Annotated in this window: 20 protein-coding genes; 13 read left to right on the forward strand and 7 right to left on the reverse strand. The window is 71.4% G+C overall.

Features of this window, described 5'->3' with window-relative positions; genetic code table 11:
• Nucleotides 1–6: 6 nt before the first annotated feature.
• Nucleotides 7–2,397, reverse strand: a complete 2,391-nt coding sequence (locus ACH54P_RS21015; RefSeq protein WP_489915251.1) for a GH92 family glycosyl hydrolase — start codon at nt 2,395–2,397, stop codon at nt 7–9.
• A gap of 67 nt (nt 2,398–2,464) precedes the next feature.
• Complete coding sequence (locus tag ACH54P_RS21020; RefSeq protein ID WP_489916552.1) at nt 2,465–5,662, reverse strand: GH92 family glycosyl hydrolase; 3,198 nt, start codon at nt 5,660–5,662, stop codon at nt 2,465–2,467.
• Nucleotides 5,663–6,059: 397 nt separating this feature from the next.
• Between ACH54P_RS21020 and ACH54P_RS21025 the strand changes: the two genes are divergently transcribed.
• The 12 genes from ACH54P_RS21025 to ACH54P_RS21080 all read left to right on the forward strand — a co-directional run bounded on the left by ACH54P_RS21025 (nt 6,060) and on the right by ACH54P_RS21080 (nt 17,885).
• A complete protein-coding gene (locus ACH54P_RS21025) occupies nt 6,060–7,043 on the forward strand; it encodes a LacI family DNA-binding transcriptional regulator (RefSeq protein ID WP_489915253.1) in 984 nt (327 codons plus the stop codon).
• Nucleotides 7,040–8,077: a class I mannose-6-phosphate isomerase gene (locus ACH54P_RS21030; RefSeq protein ID WP_489915254.1), complete on the forward strand. Its 1,038-nt coding sequence runs from the start codon at nt 7,040–7,042 to the stop codon at nt 8,075–8,077. The genes ACH54P_RS21025 and ACH54P_RS21030 overlap by 4 nt, the downstream gene beginning before the upstream one ends.
• Nucleotides 8,074–8,838: an ATP-binding cassette domain-containing protein gene (locus ACH54P_RS21035; RefSeq protein ID WP_489915256.1), complete on the forward strand. Its 765-nt coding sequence runs from the start codon at nt 8,074–8,076 to the stop codon at nt 8,836–8,838. The genes ACH54P_RS21030 and ACH54P_RS21035 overlap by 4 nt, the downstream gene beginning before the upstream one ends.
• The gene (locus ACH54P_RS21040) at nt 8,835–9,884 is read left to right on the forward strand and encodes an ABC transporter permease (protein WP_489915258.1); all 1,050 of its coding nucleotides are present in this window, start codon (nt 8,835–8,837) and stop codon (nt 9,882–9,884) included. Before ACH54P_RS21035 ends, ACH54P_RS21040 begins: the two co-directional genes overlap by 4 nt.
• Nucleotides 9,885–9,913: 29 nt before the next feature.
• Nucleotides 9,914–10,909: an ABC transporter substrate-binding protein gene (locus tag ACH54P_RS21045; protein WP_489915260.1), complete on the forward strand. Its 996-nt coding sequence runs from the start codon at nt 9,914–9,916 to the stop codon at nt 10,907–10,909.
• A 200-nt stretch (nt 10,910–11,109) separates the two neighbouring features.
• Entirely contained in the window at nt 11,110–11,817 is a 708-nt protein-coding gene (locus ACH54P_RS21050; protein WP_489915262.1) for a hypothetical protein, read from the forward strand.
• A gap of 45 nt (nt 11,818–11,862) precedes the next feature.
• Nucleotides 11,863–12,927, forward strand: a complete 1,065-nt coding sequence (locus tag ACH54P_RS21055) for a sensor histidine kinase (protein WP_489915264.1) — start codon at nt 11,863–11,865, stop codon at nt 12,925–12,927.
• Complete coding sequence (locus ACH54P_RS21060) at nt 12,924–13,679, forward strand: LytR/AlgR family response regulator transcription factor (protein ID WP_489915266.1); 756 nt, start codon at nt 12,924–12,926, stop codon at nt 13,677–13,679. The genes ACH54P_RS21055 and ACH54P_RS21060 overlap by 4 nt, the downstream gene beginning before the upstream one ends.
• A 109-nt stretch (nt 13,680–13,788) precedes the next feature.
• A complete protein-coding gene (locus ACH54P_RS21065) occupies nt 13,789–14,136 on the forward strand; it encodes a hypothetical protein (protein ID WP_489915268.1) in 348 nt (115 codons plus the stop codon).
• Nucleotides 14,136–15,860, forward strand: coding sequence for a sodium/solute symporter (locus tag ACH54P_RS21070; protein WP_489915270.1), 1,725 nt, complete (start codon nt 14,136–14,138; stop codon nt 15,858–15,860). Before ACH54P_RS21065 ends, ACH54P_RS21070 begins: the two co-directional genes overlap by 1 nt.
• 70 nt (nt 15,861–15,930) lie before the next feature.
• Nucleotides 15,931–16,278: a DUF485 domain-containing protein gene (locus ACH54P_RS21075; protein ID WP_489915272.1), complete on the forward strand. Its 348-nt coding sequence runs from the start codon at nt 15,931–15,933 to the stop codon at nt 16,276–16,278.
• Nucleotides 16,279–16,280: 2 nt separating this feature from the next.
• A complete protein-coding gene (locus ACH54P_RS21080; RefSeq protein WP_489916554.1) occupies nt 16,281–17,885 on the forward strand; it encodes a solute symporter family protein in 1,605 nt (534 codons plus the stop codon).
• An 81-nt stretch (nt 17,886–17,966) separates the two neighbouring features.
• Here ACH54P_RS21080 and ACH54P_RS21085 read toward each other — a convergent pair whose 3' ends face one another.
• Nucleotides 17,967–18,704 (reverse strand): isocitrate lyase/PEP mutase family protein, encoded by a 738-nt coding sequence (locus ACH54P_RS21085; protein ID WP_489915274.1) that lies wholly within the window; start codon nt 18,702–18,704, stop codon nt 17,967–17,969.
• Complete coding sequence (locus ACH54P_RS21090) at nt 18,701–19,162, reverse strand: carboxymuconolactone decarboxylase family protein (RefSeq protein WP_489915276.1); 462 nt, start codon at nt 19,160–19,162, stop codon at nt 18,701–18,703. Before ACH54P_RS21090 ends, ACH54P_RS21085 begins: the two co-directional genes overlap by 4 nt.
• 46 nt (nt 19,163–19,208) lie before the next feature.
• On the opposite strand from ACH54P_RS21090, the gene pdxR reads away from it, so the two are divergent.
• The gene (pdxR, locus tag ACH54P_RS21095) at nt 19,209–20,591 is read left to right on the forward strand and encodes a MocR-like pyridoxine biosynthesis transcription factor PdxR (protein ID WP_489915278.1); all 1,383 of its coding nucleotides are present in this window, start codon (nt 19,209–19,211) and stop codon (nt 20,589–20,591) included.
• A gap of 97 nt (nt 20,592–20,688) precedes the next feature.
• On the opposite strand, the gene ACH54P_RS21100 is transcribed toward pdxR, so the two are convergent.
• From ACH54P_RS21100 to ACH54P_RS21110, 3 genes are all read right to left on the reverse strand, one after another.
• The gene (locus tag ACH54P_RS21100) at nt 20,689–21,414 is read right to left on the reverse strand and encodes a peptidylprolyl isomerase (RefSeq protein ID WP_489915280.1); all 726 of its coding nucleotides are present in this window, start codon (nt 21,412–21,414) and stop codon (nt 20,689–20,691) included.
• Nucleotides 21,415–21,718: 304 nt separating this feature from the next.
• Entirely contained in the window at nt 21,719–22,684 is a 966-nt protein-coding gene (gene meaB / locus ACH54P_RS21105) for a methylmalonyl Co-A mutase-associated GTPase MeaB (RefSeq protein ID WP_489915282.1), read from the reverse strand.
• Nucleotides 22,685–23,872 (reverse strand): acetyl-CoA C-acetyltransferase, encoded by a 1,188-nt coding sequence (locus ACH54P_RS21110; protein ID WP_489915284.1) that lies wholly within the window; start codon nt 23,870–23,872, stop codon nt 22,685–22,687.
• Nucleotides 23,873–24,008 lie beyond the last annotated feature (136 nt).

The raw sequence follows: 24,008 nt of genomic DNA on the forward strand, positions 1-24,008 counted from the left end.
CGTTGTCTACTCCGCGCAGGGCGAAGGCGGGGCGGACGACGGTGATGTCGCCCACGTCGCCTTCGCGGCGTCCGCGGTCAGGGAGAAGTCCAGCGTCGCGCCGCGCTTCAGCTGGTCCACGCCGACGTACACGCGGTCACTCGGCTTCGAACCCACCTTCAACCCCGAGACGTACTGCAGCTTCGCACCGTCCGCGCCCGGTGCCTTGATCGTGACGTCGCGCCCGTTCTCCAGGTGCACCACGGACTTCTCGAACCGCGGCGCGTTGAGCACGAAGTTCCCAGTCCCTGGGACGGCGGGATAGAGACCCAGCGCGCTGAAGACGTACCAGGCCGACATGGTGCCGAGGTCGTCGTTCCCGGTGACGCCGTTGGGCGCGTTCGTGAACAGCGTGTGCGCCGCCCGCACGACCCCCGACGTCTTCGCCGGCTGCCCGGTGAGCGCGTACATCCACGGCGAGTGCAGGTCCGGCTCGTTGTTCGGGTTGTAGCGGAACTGGTCGTAGTAGTCGTACGGGCCGACGACCCAGTTCTCGCGGACCGCCTTCGCCGGGTCCTTCACCAGTTCGTCGTAGGCGAAGAAGTCGTCGAGGCGCATCCCGGTGGCCGCCGGGCCGCCCATCCGCTCGACCAGGCCGGGGACGTCCTGCTGCACCAGCCACTGGTACTGCCAGGCTGTGCCCTCGTGGAAGCCGTCCTGGCTCTGCGGGCTGTAGGGCTCGTCGGCCGGGCTGAACCACGCCCCGCCGAGGACCTTCGGCCGGAAGAAGCCGGTGAAGCCCCGGTCGGTCTGGGTTTCGTCCCACAACGTCCGGTAGGTGCGGCCCTTCGCGGCCAGCGCCGCCGCGTCGTCCTTCTTGCCGAGCGCCGCGGCCATGACCGACAGCGAACAGTCACCGAGCGCGTACTCCAGGGTCGCCGACGCGCCGTGGTTCGGGTCGGTGTCCTGCCCCTTCTTCGGGAAGTCCGGGTCGTACTGGACGAAGCCGTCCTTCTGGTAGCTCGCGTTGCCGGAACGTCCCTGGAACGGCGACGACGCCGGCGGGATCTCCCGCGAGTTCTGCAGCAGCGCCTGGTAGGCGTGCACTTCCTCGCCCGACAACGCGCCGAACCGCCAGAGGTCCACCAGGAACGGCGTGACCGGGTCGCCGGTCATCGTGTTCGTCTCCTGGCTCGCGTACGCCCACCGCGGCAGCCACCCGCCCTGGTCGTGGATCGCCAGGATGCTCTTCGCGATGTCCTTCGCCCGGTCCGGCCGCAACAGCGCCAGGAGCTGGTTCTGCGTGCGGTAGGTGTCCCACAGCGAGAAGAAGTCGTAGTACGTCCAGCCGGCCGCGCGGTGGATCTTCTTGTCGAAGCCGTAGTAGCGGCCGTCGGCGTCGTTCGCCGTCAGCGGCTGCAGCAGCGCGTGGTAGAGCGAGGTGTAGAACACCGTCCGGTCGTCCGGCGTCCCACCCCTGATGTCCACAGTGGACAACTCGCGCCGCCAGGTCTTCTGCGCGTCGGCCTTGACGGCGTCGAACGGCCGGACCCGTTCGGCGGCCAGGTTCACCCGCGCACCCTGCGCGTCCACCTGGGAGATCGCGGTGGTGGCCGTGACCTGGCTCGAACCGCCGAACGTCAGCCACGCGCCGCGCAGCCCGGCGCCGCCGCTCGACTCCCGGCTACCGGGTGTGCCGCCCGTGGGCGACCACGTGCCGAACGCCTTGAAGGGCTTGTCGAACTTCGTCGTGAAGTACGTCGTGTAGGACTTGCCGCCGCAGAACGCCTGCGACTCCACGGTGCCTTCGACGGTCCGGTCGTCGACAACCCGGACGCTGCTGCCGGTCACCGGCTCCTTGTCGTTGGCCTGCCCCACGTTGACGAAGACGTTGGCGTCGCCGGGCTTCGCGAACGTGTACCGCTCGACCCCGGCCCGGGTGGACGCCGTCGTCTCGACGTCGACGCCGCCGTAGCCGGACAGGTGGACCTTGTAGTAGCCGGGCTTGCCGACCTCGCCGTCGTGGGTGAACGGCGAGGCGTACAGCTTCTGGTCGAAAGTGGACGCCTTCGCGGTGTCGAACGCCTTGCCGGGCCCCACTTCCCCGGTCGTCGGCAGCGTCGAGACCAGGCCGCCCTGTTCCCAGCAGCCCGCGCCGGACAGGAAGAAGTGCCCGAAGCCGCGGATCGCGGTGTCGGTGTAGCGGTAGCCGGCGTAGTGCGAGGTGATCGGGCTGACCTGCGTCATCCCGAACGGCGCCGAGGCACCCGGGAACGTGTTCCCCTCGTCCTGCGTGCCGATGAACGTGTTGACGGCGTCGAGGGCGTCCCCGCCGGCCGCCGAGGCGACCGCGGGACTCACCCCCGTCGCCACCACGGCGAGCGTCAGCGCGCCCGCCAGGACCTTGCTCTTCTTCATCGAACAGCCCTCCGGAGACCGGGAAAGGCCGCCCGCGCGAGGCGGGCGGCCTTTCAGGGATGGATCATCACGCGCCGACGGCGATGGCGAACACGTGGAGCGCGCCACCGCTGACGTTGGAGGGCAGCGTCACGCTGGCCACCGTCTTGCCCGCGTCCAGGGTGATCGGGTTGGTGCCGAACACCATGGTGCGGATCTGCTGCGGGTCACCGCCCGAGGCGTTGCGGTACGGCGTGGACAGCACGATCCGGTTGCCGAACGCCGGCTGCGCGCCGCCGCCCCCGAGGGTCCAGTCGGAGAACCCGATGGTGGCGGTGGACTTGCTGCCGTCGGTGTAGGTGACGGTCAGCGTGCCGGACGCGTTGCCGTTGGACGCCGAGCCGAGCAGCGCCAGGCGGCCCGAACCGGTGAGGTTCACCGTCTGGCCCGCGGCGATCACGTTGTCCGGGTCCCCGGCCGGGAACGACGGCCAGGTGAACTTCAGCCCGTCACTGGTGACCGTCGCGCCCGGGGCCGCCCCGGCCGCGGCCAGCGCGTCGGCCGAGTAGCTCCAGCCGCCGCCGTCGAAGTTCGCCGACGCGGGTTTCGCGTCGGGCGAGATCCCGGCGTTGTTCACCGTGGCGAGCCAGCTGTTCGGCTGCGCCACCAGTACCGTCAGGACGGCCTGCGACGAGGCCACGCCCGGCGCGGAGAACGTCACCGGGATGCGGCGGGCGCCGTCGGCGAGCCCCGCCGGGACGCTGACCGTCAGCTCCGTCTGCGCCTTGCCCGCGGCGGGCACCGCGATGCCGCCGGACGCCGGGGTCAGCGTGATCCCGTCGGCGCTGCCCGCGGTGTAGGTCCAGGTCCGGGCCACGCCGGAGAGGTCCTGCACGCCCACCGAGACCTTCGACGTCGACCCCGCCGGGGTCACCGCCCGTGCCGGGTTCACGAACGACAGGCTCGGCTTCTCCTGGTCGCGGAAGGACGGCGGGGCGTCGGCCGGCGCGCTGCCCCACGCGGTCGGGGTCGCCGACAGCGCGAAGTCCAGGTTGCCGCCGGTGGACACCAGCGCCTCCGGCATCCACGCCTTCGCCGCGTTCCCGCCGTTGACCTTCAGGCCCGCGACGTAGTCCCCCGTGCCGGCCGAGGTGACGGTGATCTTCTTGCCCGCCCCCGTGGTCAGCACGGCCTTCGGGAACAGCGGCGTGTTCAGCACGAACTCGGCGCGGCCCGGGATCTCCGGGTAGATGCCGAGCGCGGCCCAGACGTACCAGGAGGACATCTGGCCGAGGTCGTCGTTGCCGATCAGGCCTTCCGGACGCGGGTTGTACAGCTCGTTCATCGAGCGCCGGACGATCGACTGCGTCTTGGCCGGCGCACCCGCGTAGGAGTACACCCACGGGGCGTTCGAGTTCGGCTCGTTGCCCATGAACGCGTACGGCTCCTGCGTGCCCGCGTTCAGCTTCGTGAAGAACGTGTCCAGCCGCGACTGGACCGCGGTGTCGCCGCCGAACGCGGTGACCAGGCCACCGAGGTCGTAGGGCACCATCCAGTCGTACTGCGCGCCGTTGCCCTCGACCCAGCCCTGCGAGCTGGCCGGGTTGTAGGTGCCGGCGAAGGAGCCGTCGGCGTTGCGCGGCTGCAGGTGGCCGGTGCCCGGGTTGTAGAGGTTCTGCCAGTTCTGGGCGCGCTTCATGAACGTCGTGTACGTCGCGGAGTCGCCGAGCCGCTTGGCGAACTGGGCGATGGCGAAGTCCGCGCTGGTGTACTCGAGCGTGTCGGCGCCGGCGCCGGGGACGTACCCGAGGGTCTGGTAGTCCTCGAGGCCGGGCCGCTCGGTGTAGCCCTGCGTCGGCTGCGTGGCGCCCTTGATCATGAGCAGCAACGCCTTCTGGGCGTCGAAGTCACGGGCTCCGAAGGCGTACGCGCTGGACACGATGATGTGGTACGGGTCGCCGTTCATCACGCCGGTGTAGTCGTTGGCGACCGTCCAGCGGTCCCACGAGCCGCCCTGCTCGGCGTAGGCCATCATCGACCGGACGATGTCCGACGTCTCGTGCGGCGCGATCGTCGCCAGCAGCGGGATCTCCGAGCGGTAGATGTCCCAGCCGGAGAAGTTGGTGTACATCGCGTGGCCCTTGTCGGCCGTGTGGATCCGGCCGTCGAAGCCGATGTACTGGCCGTTGACGTCGGAGAAGACGTTCGGCTGGATCAGCGAGTGGTAGAGCGACGTGTAGAACGTCGTCTGGTTCTCGTCCGAGCCGCCGGTGACGGCGATCTTGCCGAGCTGGTCGTTCCACGCCTTCCGCGCGCTCGCGGCCACGGTGTCGAACGACTTCTTGGTGTTCTCGGCCTTGAGGTTGGCCTTCGCGCCGTCGACGGACACAAAGGACAGTCCGACCTGGACGTTCACCTGCGCGCCGTTGAGGTTCGCGAAGGTGACGTACCCGCCGCTGCCCGGGCCGCTGACGGTGGTGTCCTGCGGCGCCACCTTGGCCGGGCGCGCGATCGACGCGTCGACGCCGTTGGGCTGCGCGACCTTCGCCTTGGCACCGCCGGTTTCGGCGGCCTTGCCCGGCGTCACGGCGCCGTTCTTCCAGGTGCCGATGGACTCGAACGGCGTGTCGAACTTCGCCGAGAAGTAGACGCGGTAACTGTTGCGCGCCCCGCAGAAGCGGCCGCTCGTGGCCCAGCCGCTGATGGTGTCCTTGCCGATGGTGATCGACGCGTCGTCGGTGCCGTTGACCGAGCCGGAGGTGTTGACCAGCAGCGTCGAGGACGCGCCGGCCGGGTAGGTCAGCCGCGCCGAGCCGGTGCGCTGGGTCGCGCTCAGCTCGACCTTCGCGCCGCTGTCGAGGGTGACGTCGTAGGCGCCGGCCGTCGCGTGTTCGTTGTCGTGCGAGAACTTCGACGTGTAGTGGGCCGGGTCGGTCGCCGGGGAAGTCGTCACTTCACCGACATAGGGGATGAACGGGATGTCCTGGTACGTCGAGCAGCCCGCGCCCGAAAGGTGCGTCAGGCTGAACCCGGTCAGGGCGTTGTCGTCGTAGAAGTACCCGCCCGGCTGGGACTTCACCGTGTCCGGGCTCCACTGGACCATGCCGAACGGCACGACCGCGCCCGGGAAGGTGTTGCCGGCACCGCCCCCGGTGCCGTGGTCGGCGCCGCCGGGACGGGTGCCCACGAAGGGGTTGACCCACTTCGCGTAGTCGGTGCTGGTAGCCGCCGAAGCGGGCACAGCGGGAGCCACCGCTGCGGTCACCGCCAATGTCAGGAAAGCCACCACACCGGCGAAGCCGGTTCGGGGGGTCTGGGGGGTCGTCCCCCCAGGAATGTCACAGTCGGCTCTGAAGCGCACTCGCGCCATTGCCATCGCCTCTCCACCTCGTCAGCGCGACCGGAAACGGTGCCATGACAACCTTGTCGCGCAGTCGGTCGAACCGGGTCACCTTGGGCAGCGGCTCACCAGACCGTCAAGGGTCCCGTCAAGACCTGTCCACTTCCGGACAGCGTGATCAGCCGTCTGCCCTACGACGTCGGTAGCGGAATCGGCACAATCCGCGCGCGGGGCGTTGACAAGGACCGGTAGCGTGGCGTTCAATCCCCGTCACTATGACAACGTTGTCTCCCCCGGCCGGGACCGGGACGGCAGCACGCGCACCGCGAGCAGGCGGGCCACGATGAGCGATGTGGCCCGGCTGGCGGGCGTGAGCATCAAGACCGTCTCGCGCGTGGTCAACGACGAACCGGCAGTGCACCCGGACACCGCCGAGCGGGTCATGGCGGCCATCGAGCAGCTGGGGTTCCGGCGCAACCTGGGGGCGCGCAACCTGCGCCGCGGGTCGACCACCGGAACCATCGGGCTGATCGTCGAGGACGTCGGCAACCCCTTCTACTCCGAGCTAAACCGCGCGGTCGAACGCATCGCGACGTCGTTCGGCCGCCAGGTGCTCACCGGCTCGTCCGAGGAGAACTCCGACCGCGAGCGCGAGCTCGTGCTGGAGTTCTGCGCGCGGCGGGTGGACGGCATCCTCGTCGTCCCGGCCGGCCTGCAGCACGGCTACCTGGTGCCGGAGATGCGCGCGGGCACGCCGGTGGTGTTCATCGACCGCCCGGCCGGCGACATCGTGGCCGACACGGTGCTGGTGGACAACCTCGGCGGGACCATCGAAGCCGTCACGCACCTGGCGAAGCACGGTCACCGGCGGATCGCGTTCCTCGGCGACAGCCCGGACATCTTCACCGCGGCCGAGCGCCTGCGGGGGTTCCGCGAGGGCTGCGTGCGCAACGGGATCTCCTACGACGAGTCGCTGGTCTCCATGCGGACGCCGACGCAGGAGTACATCGGCGACGCCGTGAAGCGCCTGCTGCACGGCCCGGACGCGGCCACCGCGGTGATCGCCGGCAACAACCGGGTCGCCGTGCACGTGCTGCGCGCGCTCGCCCACGCCGAGCACCGCCCGGCGATGGTCGGCTTCGACGACTTCGAGCTGGCGGACCTGCTCGACCCGCCGGTCACCGTCGTCGCGCACGACGTGAGCGCGCTCGGCCACGCCGCGGCCGAACTGCTCTTCGCGCGCGTCCAAGGAGATCAGTCCCCGCCCAGAAAGGTAGTCCTGCCCGTGCATCTCGTCGCCCGTGGTTCCGGTGAGGTCGCCCCGTGACCCTCGAACCGATCCGGCTCGCCGCCAACCAGCCGCCGCAGTTCTACCGCGGGGGCGACGCCATCGCGGCGCTGCGCGGGGCCCCCTCCGAGTCGAAGTTCGGTCCGGAGGACTGGGTCGCCTCGGCGACCACCCTGTTCGGCCAGGAGACCAACGGCCTCACCCGGCTCCCGGACGGCGCCTGGCTGCGCGACGCCGTCCAGCGCGACGCCCCGGCGTGGCTCGGCGCGAAGCACGTCGAGGCGCTGGGGACGTCGACCGGGCTGCTCGTCAAGCTCCTCGACGCGGGCCAGCGGCTGCCCGTGCACTTCCACCCCGACGACGCGTTCGCGAAGCAGCACTTCGACTCGCACTTCGGCAAGACCGAGGCGTGGATCGTGGTCGGCACCTACGGCGACAACCCGCGCGTCTACCCCGGCTTCAAGGAGACGCTGTCGAAGGAGACGGTGTCGGACTGGACGCGCGAGCAGGACGTGCCTTCGATGCTGGGCGCGCTGAACAGCGTCCCGGTGTCCGCCGGCGACACCGTCTACATCCCGGCCGGGCTCCCGCACGCGATCGGCGAGGGCGTGTTCGTCGTCGAGCTGCAGCAGCCGACCGACTTCTCGCTGACCATCGAGTGGCGTGACTTCCTGGCGTCGCCGGAGAAGGGTCACCTCGGGATCGGCTTCGACACCGCCATCGAGGCACTGGACACCTCCGGCTGGGACGCCGAGCGCCTGGACACCATCATCAAGCACACCGCGGGAGACACCGCGTCCACGGTGGACCTGCTGGCCGGCGGCTCGGAGCAGTTCTTCCGCGCGGAGCAGCTTCGCACGGACAAGGCGACAACGTTGTCACTCGACCCGTCGTTCGCGGTGCTGGTCGTCCTCGACGGCGAGGGCACCCTCCGCACCGAGCACGGCGGCGAACACGCGCTGGCGAAGGGCGACACCTACGTGGTCCCGTTCGACGCGGGCCAGACCGAACTGGCCGGCGCCGCGACGGTGATCCGCTGCCGGCCGCCGGCGCCGGAAGGAAGGCGCGGATGAGCGAAATCCTGCTGGACGCCGTCGACCTGACCAAGCGCTACGGCTCGGTCGAGGCGCTGCGCGGCGCGTCGTTCCAGGCCAGGGCGGGCGAGGTGACGGCGCTGATCGGCGACAACGGCGCCGGCAAGTCCACTTTGGTCAAGTGCCTCTCCGGCGCGGAGCAGCCGACGTCGGGGAAGATCCTCCTCGACGGCGCCGAAGTGCACTTCGACTCGCCGACGACGGCGCGCCGGCTCGGCATCGAGACCGTGTACCAGGACCTCGCCGTCGCGCCCGAGCTCGACCCGGCGGCGAACCTGTTCCTCGGCCGCGAGATCCACCGCAAGGGCATCCTCGGCAAGCTCGGCATGCTCGACAAGAACGAGATGCGGCGGCGGGCGATCGAAGAGTTCCAGCGCCTCGGCGTCACGCTGCAGAGCACCGACGTCCCGATCGGCTCCCTGTCCGGCGGGCAGCGCCAGAGCGTCGCGGTCGCGCGTTCGGTCGTGTGGGCGTCGAAGGTCGTGTTCATGGACGAGCCGACCGCGGCGCTGGGGGTCGTGCAGCGCGAACGCGTGCTCGACGTCATCAAGAAGGTGCGCGACAAGGGCATCGCCGTCGTGCTGATCAGCCACAACATGCCCGAAGTGCTGTCGGTCGCCGACCGCGTCGAGGTGCTGCGGCTCGGCAAGCGCGTCGCCCGGTTCACCGGGACGGACACCAAGCTCGAGGACCTCGTCGCCGCCATGACTGGCGCGCTCGTGCAGGAGGAGGCGGCTTGACCGTGCCGACACCGACGAAGGACATCCAGGAAGCGCCGGACGCCGGTTTCGGCAAGCGGCCGCTGGGCAAGCGCCTGGTCGGCGCCAACACGTTCTGGATCGCGCTGGTGCTGCTGGCGCTGATCGTGGTGTTCAGCGCGCTCGCGCCGGACGCCTTCCCGACGCTGTACAACTTCCAGCTCCTGCTCATCGAGACCGCCGTGCTGCTGGTGCTCTCGGTCGGCATGACGTTCGTGATCATCACGTCGGGCATCGACCTGTCGGTGGGCTCGGTGCTCATCTTCGCGGGCATGGTCGGCGGCAAGACGATGGAGGCGATGTCCGGCGGCAACGCGGCCGGCGCGGGCTGGGGCGTCATCATCACCGGCCTGGTCGTCGCCGTGCTCGCCGGGACGGTGTGGGGCCTGATCAACGGCTTCCTCATCGCGGTCGCCGGCATCCCGCCGCTGATCGTCACCCTCGGCACGATGGGCGCGGCGCTCGGCGCGGCGCTGCTGCTCAACAACGGCAGCGACGTCCGGACGGTCCCGGTCATCCTGAACAAGCAGCTGGGCTACGGCACGTCGCTCGGCGTCGTCCCGAACCTGGTGCTGATCGCCGTCGTGATCACCCTCGTCGGGGCCTGGCTGCTGCACACCACGAAGTTCGGCCGCTACACGTTCGCCATCGGGTCGAACGCCGAAGGCGCGCGCCGGGCCGGCATCGGCGTCACCGCGCACCTGATGAAGGTCTACACGCTGACCGGCGTCCTGGCCGGGCTCGCCGGGTTCCTTTCGCTGGCCTACTACAACTCGACCACGATCACCGGCCACACCAGCGACAACCTCAACGCCATCGCGGCCACCGTGATGGGCGGGACGAGCCTCTTCGGCGGCGTCGGCTCGGTGCTCGGCACCGTGATCGGCGTGTTCATCCCGGCGGTGCTGAAGAAGGGCTTCAACATCACCGGCGTCCCGGACTTCTGGCAGATGATCGCGGTCGGCGCGGTGCTGATCGCGGCGGTCTGGTTCGACCAGCGACGCCGTCGCCAACGCAACTCCCGCTGAATCCCCCTGAGTACAAAGAGGTGCTTACGATGAAGCTGACCAAGACGCTCGTCGCGGCGGGGGCGCTGGCGTCCGCCGCCGCGCTGCTCACCGCGTGCGGCTCCGGCACGGTGGGCGACTCCGGCGGCAGCAGCCAGGCCAGCTCGGCCAACGCCAAGAAGCTGGCGCTGATCCCGGGCGTGCAGGCCGAGCCGTTCTACATCTCCCTGCAGTGCGGCGCGGAGGCCGAGGCGAAGAAGCTCGGCTACGAGCTGACCACGCAGGCCCCGCAGAAGTTCGACGCGCCCCTGCAGACGCAGCTGGTCAACGCCCTCGGCGCGAACCCGCCGGCGGCGCTGCTCATCGCCCCGACCGACGACACGGCGATGCTCGCGCCGATCCAGCAGGTCAAGGCCCGCGGCTCGAAGATCGTCGAGGTCGACACCGCGCTGAAGGACACGAGCGTCGCGGCGTCGTCCATCTCCTCCGACAACGCCCAGGGCGGCAAGCTCGCCGCCCAGACGATGGCCAAGCTGGCCGCCGGGAAGACCGGCTCGGTGCTCGTGCTCGACACGATCGCGGGCACGTCGACGACGGCGGCGCGCGCCAAGGGCTTCGAGGAAGAGCTCAAGAACACGCCGAACCTCAAGTCCATCGGCGTCCAGTTCACCCAGAACGAGCCCGAGCAGGCCGCGTCCAAGGTGACCGCGGCGCTCGCGGCCAACCCGGACCTGATCGGCGTCTTCGCGACCAACCTCAACACCGGCGAGGGCGCGGCGACCGGCCTGCGCAACTCCGGCAAGGTCGGCGCCGTGAACCTGATCGGCTTCGACGCCAGCCCGTCGGAGGTCGAAGGCCTGAAGAACGGCCAGTACCAGGCGCTGATCGCGCAGGACCCGGCCTCGATCGGCACCCAGGGTGTCCAGCAGGCCGTGGCGGCCGTCGAGGGCAAGCCGGTGACGCGGAACCTCACCGCGCAGCTGCACTCGATCACCAAGGCCGACATGGACGCCAACTCGCAGTACTTCTACAAGCAGTCCTGCTGACCCGTCCGTCAGGGCCCTGCGAGGGGTGTGCGCGTCGCTCGCAGGGCCTTGATCAGCGTATTCACCGGCAGTGATCGCCCGCCACCGGTCACCGCGGTGGGAGAACCGCTCACCGCACCGCCCGTTCCCCCGGCCGGGTGTTCTGCGTCACACTCATCTGCACATGCATTGGCACATGCATGATCGCAGGGAGGGGTGCGATGAGGTACGAACGGCCGGCTCTGCACCGGACGATCTTCGCCGTGGACGTCGAGGGCTACGGCGATCGGCGCAGAACGACACCACACCGCCTGGCGTTGCGCGACGGGCTGTACCGCGCGCTGTGCCGGGCGTTCGACGACGCCGGCGTCCCCTGGGCGGACTGCCGGCGCGAGGACTGCGGCGACGGCGTCTTCGTCCTCGCCCCGCCGGAGATCCCGAAGGGGCTCTTCGTCGAGTTCCTGCCCACCGCACTGGCCGTGGCGCTGCACCGGCACAACCGGACGCACCACGCCGAGGCCCGGATCCGGCTCCGGATGGCGCTGCACGCCGGCGAGGTCGCCTACGACGACCACGGCGTCACCGCGCCGTCGATCAACCAGGCGTTCCGGCTCCTGGAGGCGCCGCCGCTGAAGGAAGCGCTCAAGACCTCGCCCGGCGTGCTCGCGCTGATCACGTCGGCGTGGTTCTTCGAGGAGGTGGTCCGGCACAGCGACGGCCTCGACCCCACGACGTTCCGGCCGGTGCCGGTGGCGGTGAAGGAGACGCGGACGACCGGCTGGATCTCGCTGCCCGACCGGCCGTTCCCCGCCGACAAGCGCCTGCTGGCGCCGGCGTCCGCCCCGGTCACCGGGCTCGCCGACTACCGGACCTGGCGCCGCTTCCGCCGCCACGCCCAGGTGCTCGCCGATCAGGAGGACCCGGTCTAGCCGTAGGATCTACTCCCCTGGACACCGCCGGCGAGGGGAGGCCCGATGACACCTCCGGTGTCGCTGCACCTGCGCCCCGGGTCCCGCGCCGACCCGCTGCCGGTGCTCGCCGCCGCGCGCCGGATCACCGACGACCTGCGCGACGGCCTGTCCGGCACCCGCGCCCGCCGCGCCGCGCACCGCCTGCGCCGGCTCTTCGGCTTTCCCGGGCTCGGCCTCACCGACCTGTCCGGGTCCCTGCTCTGGTCGGGGCGGCCCGGGCCGGACGCCATCGTCGCGACGGTGCTCGACGGCGTGCTCCACTCCGAGGAACCCGGCTCCGCACCGGACGTCCTCGTGCTGCCCCTGCACGTCCGCGACGAGCTCGCCGGAGCGCTGCTGGTTGTCGGCGACGTCCGGGACGCCGTCGCGGGCGAGGCCGCGGACCTCGTCGTCCAGGCCCTCGAACGCGCGCGGCTCGAAGCGTCGGCCGAACAGGCGGCGCAGGCCGAGCTGCGGGCGCTGCGCGCGGAGATGTCGCCGCACTTCGTCTACAACGCGCTCACCGTCATCGCGTCGCTGGTGCGCTCGGATCCCGACCGCGCCCGCGACCTCATGCTCGACTTCGCCGACTACACCCGCTACAGCCTGGCGCGGCACGGCGAGTACACGGTGGTCGCCGAGGAGTTCCGCGCGATCGAGACGTACCTGGCGCTGCAGCGGGCGGTGCTCGGCGAACGGCTGCGCGTCCAGGTGCGGGTGGCGCCGGAGATCCTCGCCGTCGCCGTCCCCTACCTCGTGCTGGAACCCCTGGTGGAGAACGCCATCCGGCACGGCGTCGAGCCACGGTCGGGCACCGGGCTGGTCCAGGTGCACGGCCAGGCGGAAGGGAACGACTGCGTGATCTTCGTCGAGGACGACGGGGTCGGCATGGACCCGGCGCGGGCGGCGGACATCCTCGCCGGCCGCGTCGGCGAGGACGATGCCGCAGGTCTGGGATTGGCCAATGTGGACAGACGGCTGCGGGACGTCTACGGCGCCTGGTACGGCCTCACCGTGGAGACCGAGATCGGCGCGGGCACCCGGGTGATCGTGCGGGTGCCGCGGTTCCAGCCGGGGGTGCTGCCGTGACGGACCTGCGCGTCCTCGCCGTCGACGACCTGCCGCCCGCGCTCGACGAGCTCTGCCGCATGCTCGGCGAAGCACCCGAAGTCGGCGAAGTCGTCGGCGCGGGCGACGCGCTGAAGGCGTTGAAGCTGCTTCAGGCCGACCGGTTCGACGCGGTGTTCCTCGACATCTCCATGCCGGGCCTCGACGGTCTCGAACTGGCGTCCCTGCTGGCGAAGCTGAGCGAGCCGCCGGTGATCGTGTTCGTCACGGCGCACGACGGGCACGCCGTCACCGCGTACGGCATCGGCGCGGTCGACTACCTGCTCAAGCCGGTCCGCGCCGAACGGCTGTCGGCCGCCTTGGCCAAGGTGGAGCGGATGGCGACGCCGTCCGGACGGCCGACCCCGGACGCGATGGCCGCGCTCCCGGTCGACTCCGGCGGCCGCACCCGCTACGTCCGCCGCGACGACGTCCTGTTCGTCGAGGCACACGGCGACTACGTCCGCCTGCACACGCGGGGTGGGGTCCATCTGGTGCGGATGCCGATTTCGCGGCTCGAGGAGTACTGGGAGGGCACCGGGTTCAGCCGGGTCCACCGCGGGTTCCTCCTGGCGGTCGGCGCGGTGCTGGAGCTGCGCAGCGACACGGCAGGCGGCCTGCTGGCCCACACCGAGGCGGGCGACGTCCCGGTCAGCCGCCGCCACGCCCGCGACCTCCGCGACCGGCTCCTGGAAGCGGCACAGCGCGGCCAGCTCGGGCCGGGCCCGCGATGAGCAATGAGGCCACCGAAGCGCGACCGACTGCTCGAAGCCACGCAGCGCGGCCAACTCCGGCCGGACGCGCGATGAGCAGCGAGCCCACCCGGCAACTGTCAGGCCCGCGATGAGCAAGATCCGCCGCGTCGCCGTCACGAGCCCGCAAACCCGCCTGGCCCACGCGCGGCGCCGGTCGCGCGGCCGGTGGCGCCAGCCCCGCCTTCCCGCGGGCGACACCCAGCGCGCGACCGCTCTCTACCGCGCCCAACGCCGCCGTGGCGTGCCCGCGCTCGTCCTGATGTTCGTGCTGCTGCTGGGTTTGCCGGGGGTGTTCGCGGTGTTCCCCGGCCTGGACACCGTCCGCCTGCTGGGGATCCCGCTGTCCTGGCTGATGATCGCCGTGCTCCCGTACCCCGCGATGGCCCTGCTGGCCCGCTGGCAGCTGCGCCGCGCCGAGCGCCTCGAGGACGACTGATGGGCGTAGCGCTCGCCGTCGCCCCCGTCGTGCTCGTGACGCTGCTGATCGGCGTCCGCGGGGTCGCCGCGATGCGCACGACGTCGGACTTCCTCGTGGCGTCACGGCGGATCTCGCCGCTGGTCAACTCGGCCGCCGTCTCCGGCGAGTACCTCAGCGCGGCGTCGTTCCTCGGCGTCGCCGGGCTCGTCGTCAAGGACGGCATCGGCGCCCTCTGGTACCCGGTCGGCTTCACCGCCGGCTACATCGCGATGCTGGTGCTGGTCGCGGCGCCGATGCGGCGCTCGGGCGCGCTGACCGTCCCCGACTTCGCCGAAGCCCGCCTCAACTCCCCCGCGCTGCGCCGTCTCACGGCCGTGGTCGTGCTGGTGATCGGCACCATCTACGTCGTCCCCCAGTTCCGCACCGCCGGCCTGGTGCTCACCGCGGTCGGCGGCACGCCGTACTGGGTCGGCGTCGTCCTGGCCGGCGCCGCGGTCAGCGTCACCCTCGCACTCGGCGGGATGCGCGCGGCGACGTACGTTCAGGCGTTCCAGTTCGTGCTCAAGCTGCTGCTGTTCCTGATCCCGGCGATCTGGCTCGTGCTCCAGGCGGGCGCGGTCAACCGGACCGACGCGCTGAACCCCGTCGAGTTCACCCACTTCGCCCGGCAGACGCCGGTGAAGTTCGAAGTCGACGTCACGATGGAGATCCGCGAGCCGACCCCCGTCCGGCGCAACGGGGTCGTGGAAGTCCTGCCGCCGGGCGAGTTCACCGCGCACAGCCAGGACGAGGTCGTGTTCGGCGCGGGCGCGGCCGTCCCGGCGGTCCGCGGCGGCGCACCCCTCGGCGGCGCCGACTGGCAGCGCCCGCTGCTCGACCTCGGCGACCAGGGCTACCCGCTGCTCGGCACCTGGGCCGTGCTGATCGCGACCATGCTGGGCACGATGGGCCTGCCTCACGTGCTCATGCGCTTCCACACCAGCCCGGACGGCCGCGCCGCGCGCCGCACGGCCGCGATCACCGTCGCGCTGCTCGGCATCTTCTACCTCTTCCCCGGCGTCTACGGCGTCCTCGGCCGCGTGCTCGTGCCCGGGCTGTACCTCTCCGGCGCGACCGACACCGTGGTCGTCGCCCTGCCGTACCAAGTGGACAGTGGCTGGGCGGGCGGGCTGTTCACGGCGTTGCTGACCGCGGGCGCGTTCGCCGCGTTCCTGGCGACGTCGCTCGGGCTGCTGCTGGTGATGTCCGGCGCGATCGCGCACGACCTCGTCCCCGGCGGGCTGCGGCGGCTGCGGATCGCGGTGTTCGGCGTCGCCGCGATCATGGTGCTGCTCGCGCTGCGCTCGGCCGAGCTCGACGCCGGTGTCCTCGTGACGTGGGGCTTCACCGTGGCGGCGTCGACGTTCTGCCCGCTGCTCGTGCTCGGCATCTGGTGGCCGCGGCTCACCGCGGCGGGTGGGATCGCCGGCGTGCTGACCGGGCTCGTCGCGTCGTCCGGGTCCATTTTGTTCGCCCTCGCCGGACCGGATCTGCACGGCTGGGTGGCGATCTTGGTGCAGCAACCGGCACCCTGGTCGGTACCGCTGGCATTCGGCGTAATGGCGTTGGTCTCCCTGCGGGGCAGGCCACCGGTCTGGTCGACGGCGGCGATGCTGCGCCTCCACCTGGACGAACCCCGTTCGACGGGACCGCGCGACCGTTCGTCAACCGTTCGTCGTCTGGCCAGGCTGTTGAACCGCTAAATCTTCACGCGAGACTCACACGTCCCTACGGTGTCGCACGTCACTTTCCGCAACGTCGCAGGGAGCAGCGATGAGCACGACGGACACCGGCGGGCCCCCGGACACGTCAGAAACCATCTGGGAACGAGCGCACGAAAGCACCGAGTTCCGTGAACTGCGCAGCCGCCTGCGCCGGTTCGTCTTCCCGATGACGGCGCTGTTCCTCCTCTGGTACCTGCTGTACGTGCTCCTCGCGGACTACGCGCACGGCTTCATGAGCACGAAGGTGTTCGGCAACATCAACGTCGGCCTGATCTTCGGCCTGCTGCAGTTCGTCTCGACGTTCGTCATCACCGGCCTCTACGTCCGGTACGCCAACCGGAAGCTGGACCCGGTCGCCGAGAAGATCCGTGACGACATCGAGAAGGAGCAGGCATGACGATGGACCTGGCCGCGAGCGTCGAGGGCAGCAACCCGCTCCTCAACATCGGCATCTTCGCCCTTTTCGTGCTCATCACCCTGGTCATCGTGTTCCGGGCCAGCCGCAACACGAAGACGGCGTCGGACTACTACGCCGCCGGCCGCGCGTTCACCGGACCGCAGAACGGCGTCGCGATCTCGGGTGACTACCTGTCGGCCGCGTCGTTCCTCGGCATCGCCGGCGCGATCGCCATCAACGGCTACGACGGCTTCCTCTACTCCATCGGCTTCCTGGTCGCGTGGCTCGTCGCGCTGCTGCTGGTCGCGGAACTGCTGCGCAACACCGGCAAGTTCACGATGGGCGACGTGCTGGCGTTCCGCATGAAGCAGCGCCCGGTGCGGGCCGCGGCCGCGACGTCGACGCTCGCGGTGTCGTTCTTCTACCTGCTGGCCCAGATGGCCGGGGCCGGCGGCCTCGTGGCGCTGCTGCTCGGCGTCGAAGGCTCGGGCGCGCAGGCGCTGGTCATCGCCGTGGTCGGCGTGATCATGATCGCCTACGTCCTGATCGGCGGCATGAAGGGCACCACCTGGGTGCAGATCATCAAGGCCGCGCTGCTGATCGCCGGTGCGCTCGCGATGACGCTCTGGGTGCTCGGCAAGTACGGCTTCAACTTCTCCAGCCTGCTGCAGGCCGCCGTCGACAAGGCGGGCAAGGCCGGCGAGACGCTGCTCGGCCCGGGCAAGCAGTACGGCGCCACCGGAACGTCCAAGCTGGACTTCCTGTCGCTGGGCATCGCCCTGGTCCTCGGCACCGCGGGTCTGCCGCACGTCCTGATGCGCTTCTACACCGTCCCGACGGCCCGCGACGCGCGCCGCTCGGTGGTCTGGGCGATCGTGCTGATCGGCGTGTTCTACCTGTTCACGCTGGTGCTCGGCTACGGCGCCGGCGCGCTGGTCGGCCCGGACGTGATCAAGAAGGCACCGGGCGGGGTGAACTCCGCGGCCCCGCTGCTCGCGCTCGAACTGGGCGGGCCGGTGCTGCTGGGCCTGATCTCCGCGGTCGCGTTCGCCACGATCCTCGCGGTGGTCGCCGGCCTGACGATCACGGCGTCGGCGTCCTTCGCGCACGACGTCTACGCGAACGTCGTCAAGCGCGGCAAGACGTCGCCGGACTCCGAGGTCAAGGTCGCCCGGATCACCGCGGTGGTGATCGGCGCGCTCGCGATCGGCGGCGGCATCCTGGCCAACGGGCAGAACGTGGCGTTCCTCGTGGCGCTGGCGTTCGCGGTGGCGGCGTCGGCGAACCTGCCGACGATCCTCTACTCGCTGTTCTGGAAGAGGTTCAACACCCAGGGCGCGCTGTGGTCGATCTACGGCGGCCTCGCCATCACCGTCGTGCTGATCGTCTTCTCGCCCGCGGTCTCGGGCAAGAGCACGTCGATGTTCAAGAACGCCGACTTCGCCTGGTTCCCGCTGAGCAACCCCGGCATCGTCTCGATCCCGGCCGCGTTCATCCTGGGCTGGCTGGGCACGGTCCTGTCCAAGGAGCACGACGAGAAGAAGTACGCCGAGATGGAGGTCCGGTCCCTGACCGGCGCGGGCGCCGAGAAGGCGGTCGTCCACTAGCGGCTCTGTCCCGGCCGGCCCTGACCCCGAAGGCCGCCGCGAGGGTGTTCCCGATCCCCTCGCGGCGGCCTTCGGCCATGCTCAGTAGGGCAGCTTGCCCTCGGCGACGCCCGCGAGCGTCGCTTCCAGCTGCTTGCGCAGGTGGTGCCACAGCCCGCCACCCAGCGAAATCCTCGCGACCCCCAGTTCGGCGAGGCCGGCGAGGCCGGGGCCACCCGGCCACGCGGGCGCGTTGACGGCGCCGCCGACCTCCTGCACGAACCGCGCGATCAGCTCCGGCGTGTTCAGGTGGATCGGGTAGACGCAGTCGGCGCCCGCCTCGAGGTAGGCCTTCGCCCTCGCGACGCCGGCCGTCAGCTCCTCCGTCGGGTCCACGCCGCGGAAGGAGTCGACGCGGGCGTTGATCACCAGGCCGTCCCCGGCCGCGTCTCGCAGGGCGGCGATGCGCTCCGCCTGCTCGGCGACCGGCCGCACCCCGCCGGTCGCGTGGTCGGTGTCCTCGAAGTTGCAGCCGGCCGCGCCGGCGTCGAGCAGCCGTCCCGCCAGCTCGGCGCCGGACAGGCCGTAGCCCGACTCGGCGTCGACGGTGACCGGGACGCCGACCGCCTTGACGATCCGCGCGGCGGCGGCGAACATCTCGGCGGCGGGCGCCTCTTCGCCGTCGGGGAACCCGAGCGCGGCCGCCACGGCGACCGAACTGGTCGCCACGACGGGGAACCCGGCCGCCTCGACGAGCTTGGCGGTGTCGGCGTCCCAGGCGTTCGGCAGCACCAGGGGCTTGCCGGGGACGTGCAGCGCCTTGAGTGCGGCGGCGCTCACGCGTCGCGCTTCGGCAGCGGCGTGTGGCTGGTGATCGTCATCCGGTTCCAGCTGTTGATCGCGATGACCTCCCATGCGACGGCACGGTACTGGTCCTCGGTGAACACCCGCGTCGCTTCGGCGTAGACGTCGTCCGGCACGGCCTGGGTCATCGGCAGCTTGGTCATCGCCTCGGTGAGGGCGAGGGCGGCCTGCTCCTGCTCGGTGAACAGGTCGGTCTCGCGCCAGCCGTCGAGCACGAACAGCCGCCGCGGCGACTCGCCCAGCTCGAGCGCGTCGCGGGAATGCATGTCCAGGCAGAACGCGCAGCCGTTGATCTGCGACGCGCGGGTCTTCACCAGCTCCAGCAGCTTGGGGTCGAGCCCGGCGTTGGCCCCGGCCTTGTTCACCTCGGCCTGCAGGTTGGCCATCGCCTGGTAGAGCTCGGGAGCACCCCCGAGTCCGATTCGGTTCGTCATAGCGTTCACGCTAGCGGGAACTGGACCACGAGTATGGTCCAGTCACATGACGGATTCGTGGTCCAGTTCCGGACTCGACGTCCACCTCGGCTGGCAGCCCTCTTCCGGCCGGACCGGGCTCGCCGCGGCGATCCGCGCGGCCATCCGGGAGGGCCGGTGGCAGCCGGGCGCGGCGGTGCCCTCGACCCGCGCGCTGGCCCACGACCTGGGCATCGCCCGCGGCACGGTCACCCGCGTCTACGCCGATCTCGCCGCCGAGGGCTACCTGCGGACCGCGCAGGGCGCGCCGACCCGGGTGGCGACGGCGGGTTCGCTGCCGCAGTCCGCACCCCGGCAGGTGCCCCGCGATCCGGGACCGCGCTGGGACCTGCGGCCGGGCCGCCCGGACCTGACGGCGTTCCCCCGGCAGGCCTGGATCACCGCGACCCGCCGCGCGCTGCTGCGGACGCCGGCGTCGGCGTTCGGCTACGAGTCGGAGCTGGGCGCGCCGGAGCTGCGGGACACGCTCGCCGGCTACCTCGCGCGCGCCCGCGGGGTGGTCGCCGACCCGGCGCGGATCGTGGTGTGCCACGGGTATTCGCACGCGATCGCCGTGCTGTCGCGGGCTCTTTTCGGGTTGGGTGTCGGCGAGATCGCGTTCGAGAACCCCTCGCTGGATCTGTACCGGTCCGTCGCGGCCGCGCAGGGGCCCCGGATCGTCGGCGTGGACGTCGACGAGGACGGCCTCGACGTGTCCGCTTTGGACAGTCCGGCGGTGGTCGTCACCGCGGCGCACCAGTACCCCACCGGCGTCACGCTGGCCCCGCCCCGCCGCACGGCGCTGACCCGCTGGGCCGGCGACACGGGCGCCTACGTGCTGGAAGACGACTACGACGGCGAGTTCCGCTTCGACCACCAGCAAGTCGGGGCGTTGCAGGCCCTGGCGCCGGAGCGGGTGGTGTACGCGGGCACCGCGAGCAAGACCCTGGCCCCGGCGCTGCGGCTGGCGTGGCTGGTGCTGCCGCGGTCGCTGGTGGAGCCGGTCCGCGCGGCGATGGCCGACAGCGGGTCACGGCCGGCGCTGCTGAACCAGCTGGCGCTGGCCGAGCTGATCGACTCGGGTGCGTACGACCAGCACGTCCGCCGCAGCCGCGCCGAATACCGTTCCCGCCGCGCACGCCTGATGGCGGCCCTGCCGGACTCGGTGCGCCCCCAGGGCATCGCGGCCGGACTGCACCTGCTGCTGATGCTGCCCCCGGACGGCCCGTCGGAGACGCAGGCCCTCGCGGCCTGCCGCCGCCGCGCGATCGGCATCGAAGGCCTGGACGGCTACTGGATGGACGCGAACCGCCCGGGCGGCCTGATCGTCGGCTACGCGGCAACCCCGAAACACGCGTTCGCGGGCGCCACCCAGACCCTGATGGAAGCCCTCTGGGAAATCACCACCTAACCCCTCCCCGAGTCCCGCCCCCAATCACGCGTGAAGCCCGTCCAAGCACACGTGATGCCCCGCGGGCCACCCCACCGGGAGTGGCCCGCGGCCGTCGTCAGAACCAGCAGTCCGGCCGGACGCGGAGCAGTTCCGTCCGCAGCACCGGCGTGCCGTCGACCGGCGCCGGATCCTCCGCGGTCGGCTGGATCCCGCCCGCCGCCACCTTGTCGAGGGTCTTCAAGCCCTCGGCCCCGACCGTGCCGAACACCGTGTAGTTCGGCCGCAGCGCGGAATCGCCGTAGACGACGAAGAACTGCGAGCCGTTCGTGGCCGGTCCCGCGTTGGCCATCGCGAGCAGGCCACGCGCGTAGACGCGCCGGGCCCCGGTCGGATCGGTCGGCGCCGGCGGCAGGTCCACCGGCAGCTCGTCCTTGTACTTGTAGCCCGGCCCGCCCTCGCCGGTCCCGGTCGGGTCGCCGCACTGCAGGACCTTCAACGTCGGGTACGCGGTGAGCCGGTGGCACACCGTGTGGTCGTAGAACCGGTGCCGCGCCAGGTGCAGGAAGCTCTGGACGGTGCACGGCGCCTGCGCGCGGTCGAGCCGCAGCGGCAGCGCGCCCTGGCTGGTCGGGATCGCGACGCCGACCTTGCCGTGGCTCGGGGTGTGCCGCGGGTCGGGCGGCAGCGGGACCGGCCGCGAGGCCGGTTCGTCGGGGGTCTCCGTGTATTGGCACGGACCGTGCGTCGTCTTCGGCGGCGGAGCGTCGGCCGCCGCTGCGACGCCGTTGCCTGCCACGACCAACGCGCCCGCCATCAGCGCGGTGACGAGTGTCTTCTTCATCCTGCACGCCCTCCCAGTGATCGCCCGGTTCCGGAGCGCCCCGCAGTCTAGGGCCCGGCACCGACAACAAGAACCGGCGAAAGTCGTCCATGTCAGCCGGTCGGGTGAACCTCGGCGCCCGAGCCCCGGAAATTGTCGGACCCCCGGAGCACGATGGCGATCACGCGGCAAAGGGCCGCACTGCGAAGGGGGAATCATGACGGCGAACGTGGTCAGAAACGCTGTGGCGGCACCGTCTCACGATCAAGGGCGACGTGGAGGCCTGACGAAACCGTTGTCCCACGCGGCATCGACCGTGCCCGCTTCAACCCCGCAAGTCCGCGATCAGCTCATCAGCGGCGGCGAAGGGATCCAGCTCCCGAGCCACCACCCGCTCGGCCACCCCGGCCAGCCGTCCCCCGCCGCGGAGGTCCGCGAGTTCCGCCCGCAGCCGGCGCACCGCGATGGCCTCGACCTCGTCGCGCGCCCGGGCCACCCGGCGCCGGGCCAGCTCGTCGTGCTCCACGAGCCAGTCGTGGTGCGCGGCCAGCGCCCGCACGACCTCGTCGACGCCCTCGCCCTTCGCCGCGACGGTCCGGATGATCGGCTGGCGCCAGCTCGCGCCCCGGATCTCCCGGCGTGCCAGCGAAATCATCTGCTTGAGGTCGTGCACGGTGGCGTCCGCGCCCTCGCGGTCGGCCTTGTTCACGACGAAGACGTCGGCGATCTCCAGCACCCCGGCCTTCGCGGCCTGGATCCCGTCGCCCATCCCCGGCGCGAGCAGCACCACCGTGGTATCGGCCAGCTTCACGACGTCCACTTCGGACTGCCCGACGCCGACGGTCTCGATCAGCACCACGTCGAAGCCGGCGGCGTCGAGCACGCGCACCGCCTGCGGGGTCGCCCACGAGAGCCCGCCGAGGTGGCCGCGCGTGGCCATCGAGCGGATGAACACGCCGGGGTCGGTGGCGTGCTCGGTCATCCGGATCCGGTCGCCGAGCAGTGCCCCGCCCGAGAACGGCGAAGACGGGTCGATCGCGAGCACCCCGACCCGCTTGCCCTCCGCGCGCAACGCGGTGAGCAGCGCCGACGTCGAAGTCGACTTGCCGACGCCGGGTGGCCCGGTAAGCCCGACGACGCGGGCCCGCCCGGTGTGCGGGGTCAGCGCCCGCGCGATCTCGGCGACGCGCGGGTGAGCGTCCTCGACGAGCGACAGCAGCCGCGCGACGGCACGGGGCTGCCCGTCCCGCGCGCGGCCGACCAGGTCGTCGAGGTCGAGTGGTCCGGCCACCTACGCGGACGGCACCCGCAGCAGCAGGGCGTCGCCCTGGCCGCCGCCACCGCACAGCGCGGCGGCACCAAGCCCGCCGCCGCGGCGGCGCAGCTCGTGGATGAGGTGCACGGCGAGCCGCGCACCGGACGCGCCGATCGGGTGGCCGAGGGCGATCGCGCCGCCGTTGGCGTTGACCTTCTCCGGGTCGAGGCCGAGCTTCTCGGTGGAGACGAGCCCGACCGCGGCGAAGGCCTCGTTGATCTCGACGAGGTCGAGCGCGTCGGCGGTCAGGTTCGCCTTCGCCAGCGCGGCGAGGATGGCGTTCGACGGCTGCTCGTGCAGGCTCGCGTCCGGCCCGGCGACGACGCCGTGCGCGCCGATCTCGGCGAGCGGCGTGAGGCCGAGCTCCTCGGCCTTGGCCTTGCTGGCCACGACAACCGCGGCGGCGCCGTCGGAGATCTGGGAGGCCGAGCCCGCGGTGATGGTGCCGTCGGAGGCGAACGCCGGGCGCAGCTTGGCGAGGCCTTCGGCGGTGGTGTCGGCGCGGACGCCCTCGTCGGTGTCGAACACCACCGGGTCGCCCTTGCGCTGCGGGATGGAGACCGGCGCGATCTCCTCGGCGAAGTAGCCGTTCTTGATGGCCTCGGCGGCGCGCTGGTGGGAGCGGGCGGAGAAGGCGTCCTGCTGCTCGCGGGTGACGCCGTAGCGGGAGTTGTACTTCTCCGTCGAGGCACCCATGGCGACCTGGTCGAAGGCGCAGAAGAGACCGTCGTAGGCCATGTGGTCGACGAGCGTGCTGTCGCCGTACTTGAAGCCGGAGCGGGACTTGGGCAGCAGGTGCGGCGCCTGGGTCATCGACTCCTGGCCACCGGCGACGACGAGGTCGAACTCGCCGGCCCGGATCAGCTGGTCGGCGAGCGCGATGGCGTCGAGGCCGGAGAGGCAGACCTTGTTGATCGTCAGCGCGGGCACGCTCATCGGGATGCCCGCGGCGACCGCGGCCTGGCGGGCCGGGATCTGGCCGGCGCCGGCGGTCAGCACCTGGCCCATGATCGTGTACTGCACCGCGTCCGGGGAGACCCCGGCGCGTTCGAGGGCCGCCTTGATGGCGACCCCGCCCAGCTGTGCCCCCGTGAAGTCCTTGAGGGATCCGAGCAGGCGCCCGATCGGCGTACGGGCGGCACCCAGGATCACGGAACCGGACACGGCGTCCTCCAAGCATCGGCGCATGGGCAGTTTCACCGACCATACCCGGGGAGTGGGCTTCTTGATGGAGCCAGTGTGAGGCGGGGCACGCGACGATTCCGGCTCGACGCGGTACCGCGGCCCCCTATCCTGCCTC

The organism is Amycolatopsis sp. N2S4-7 (assembly GCF_058119595.1).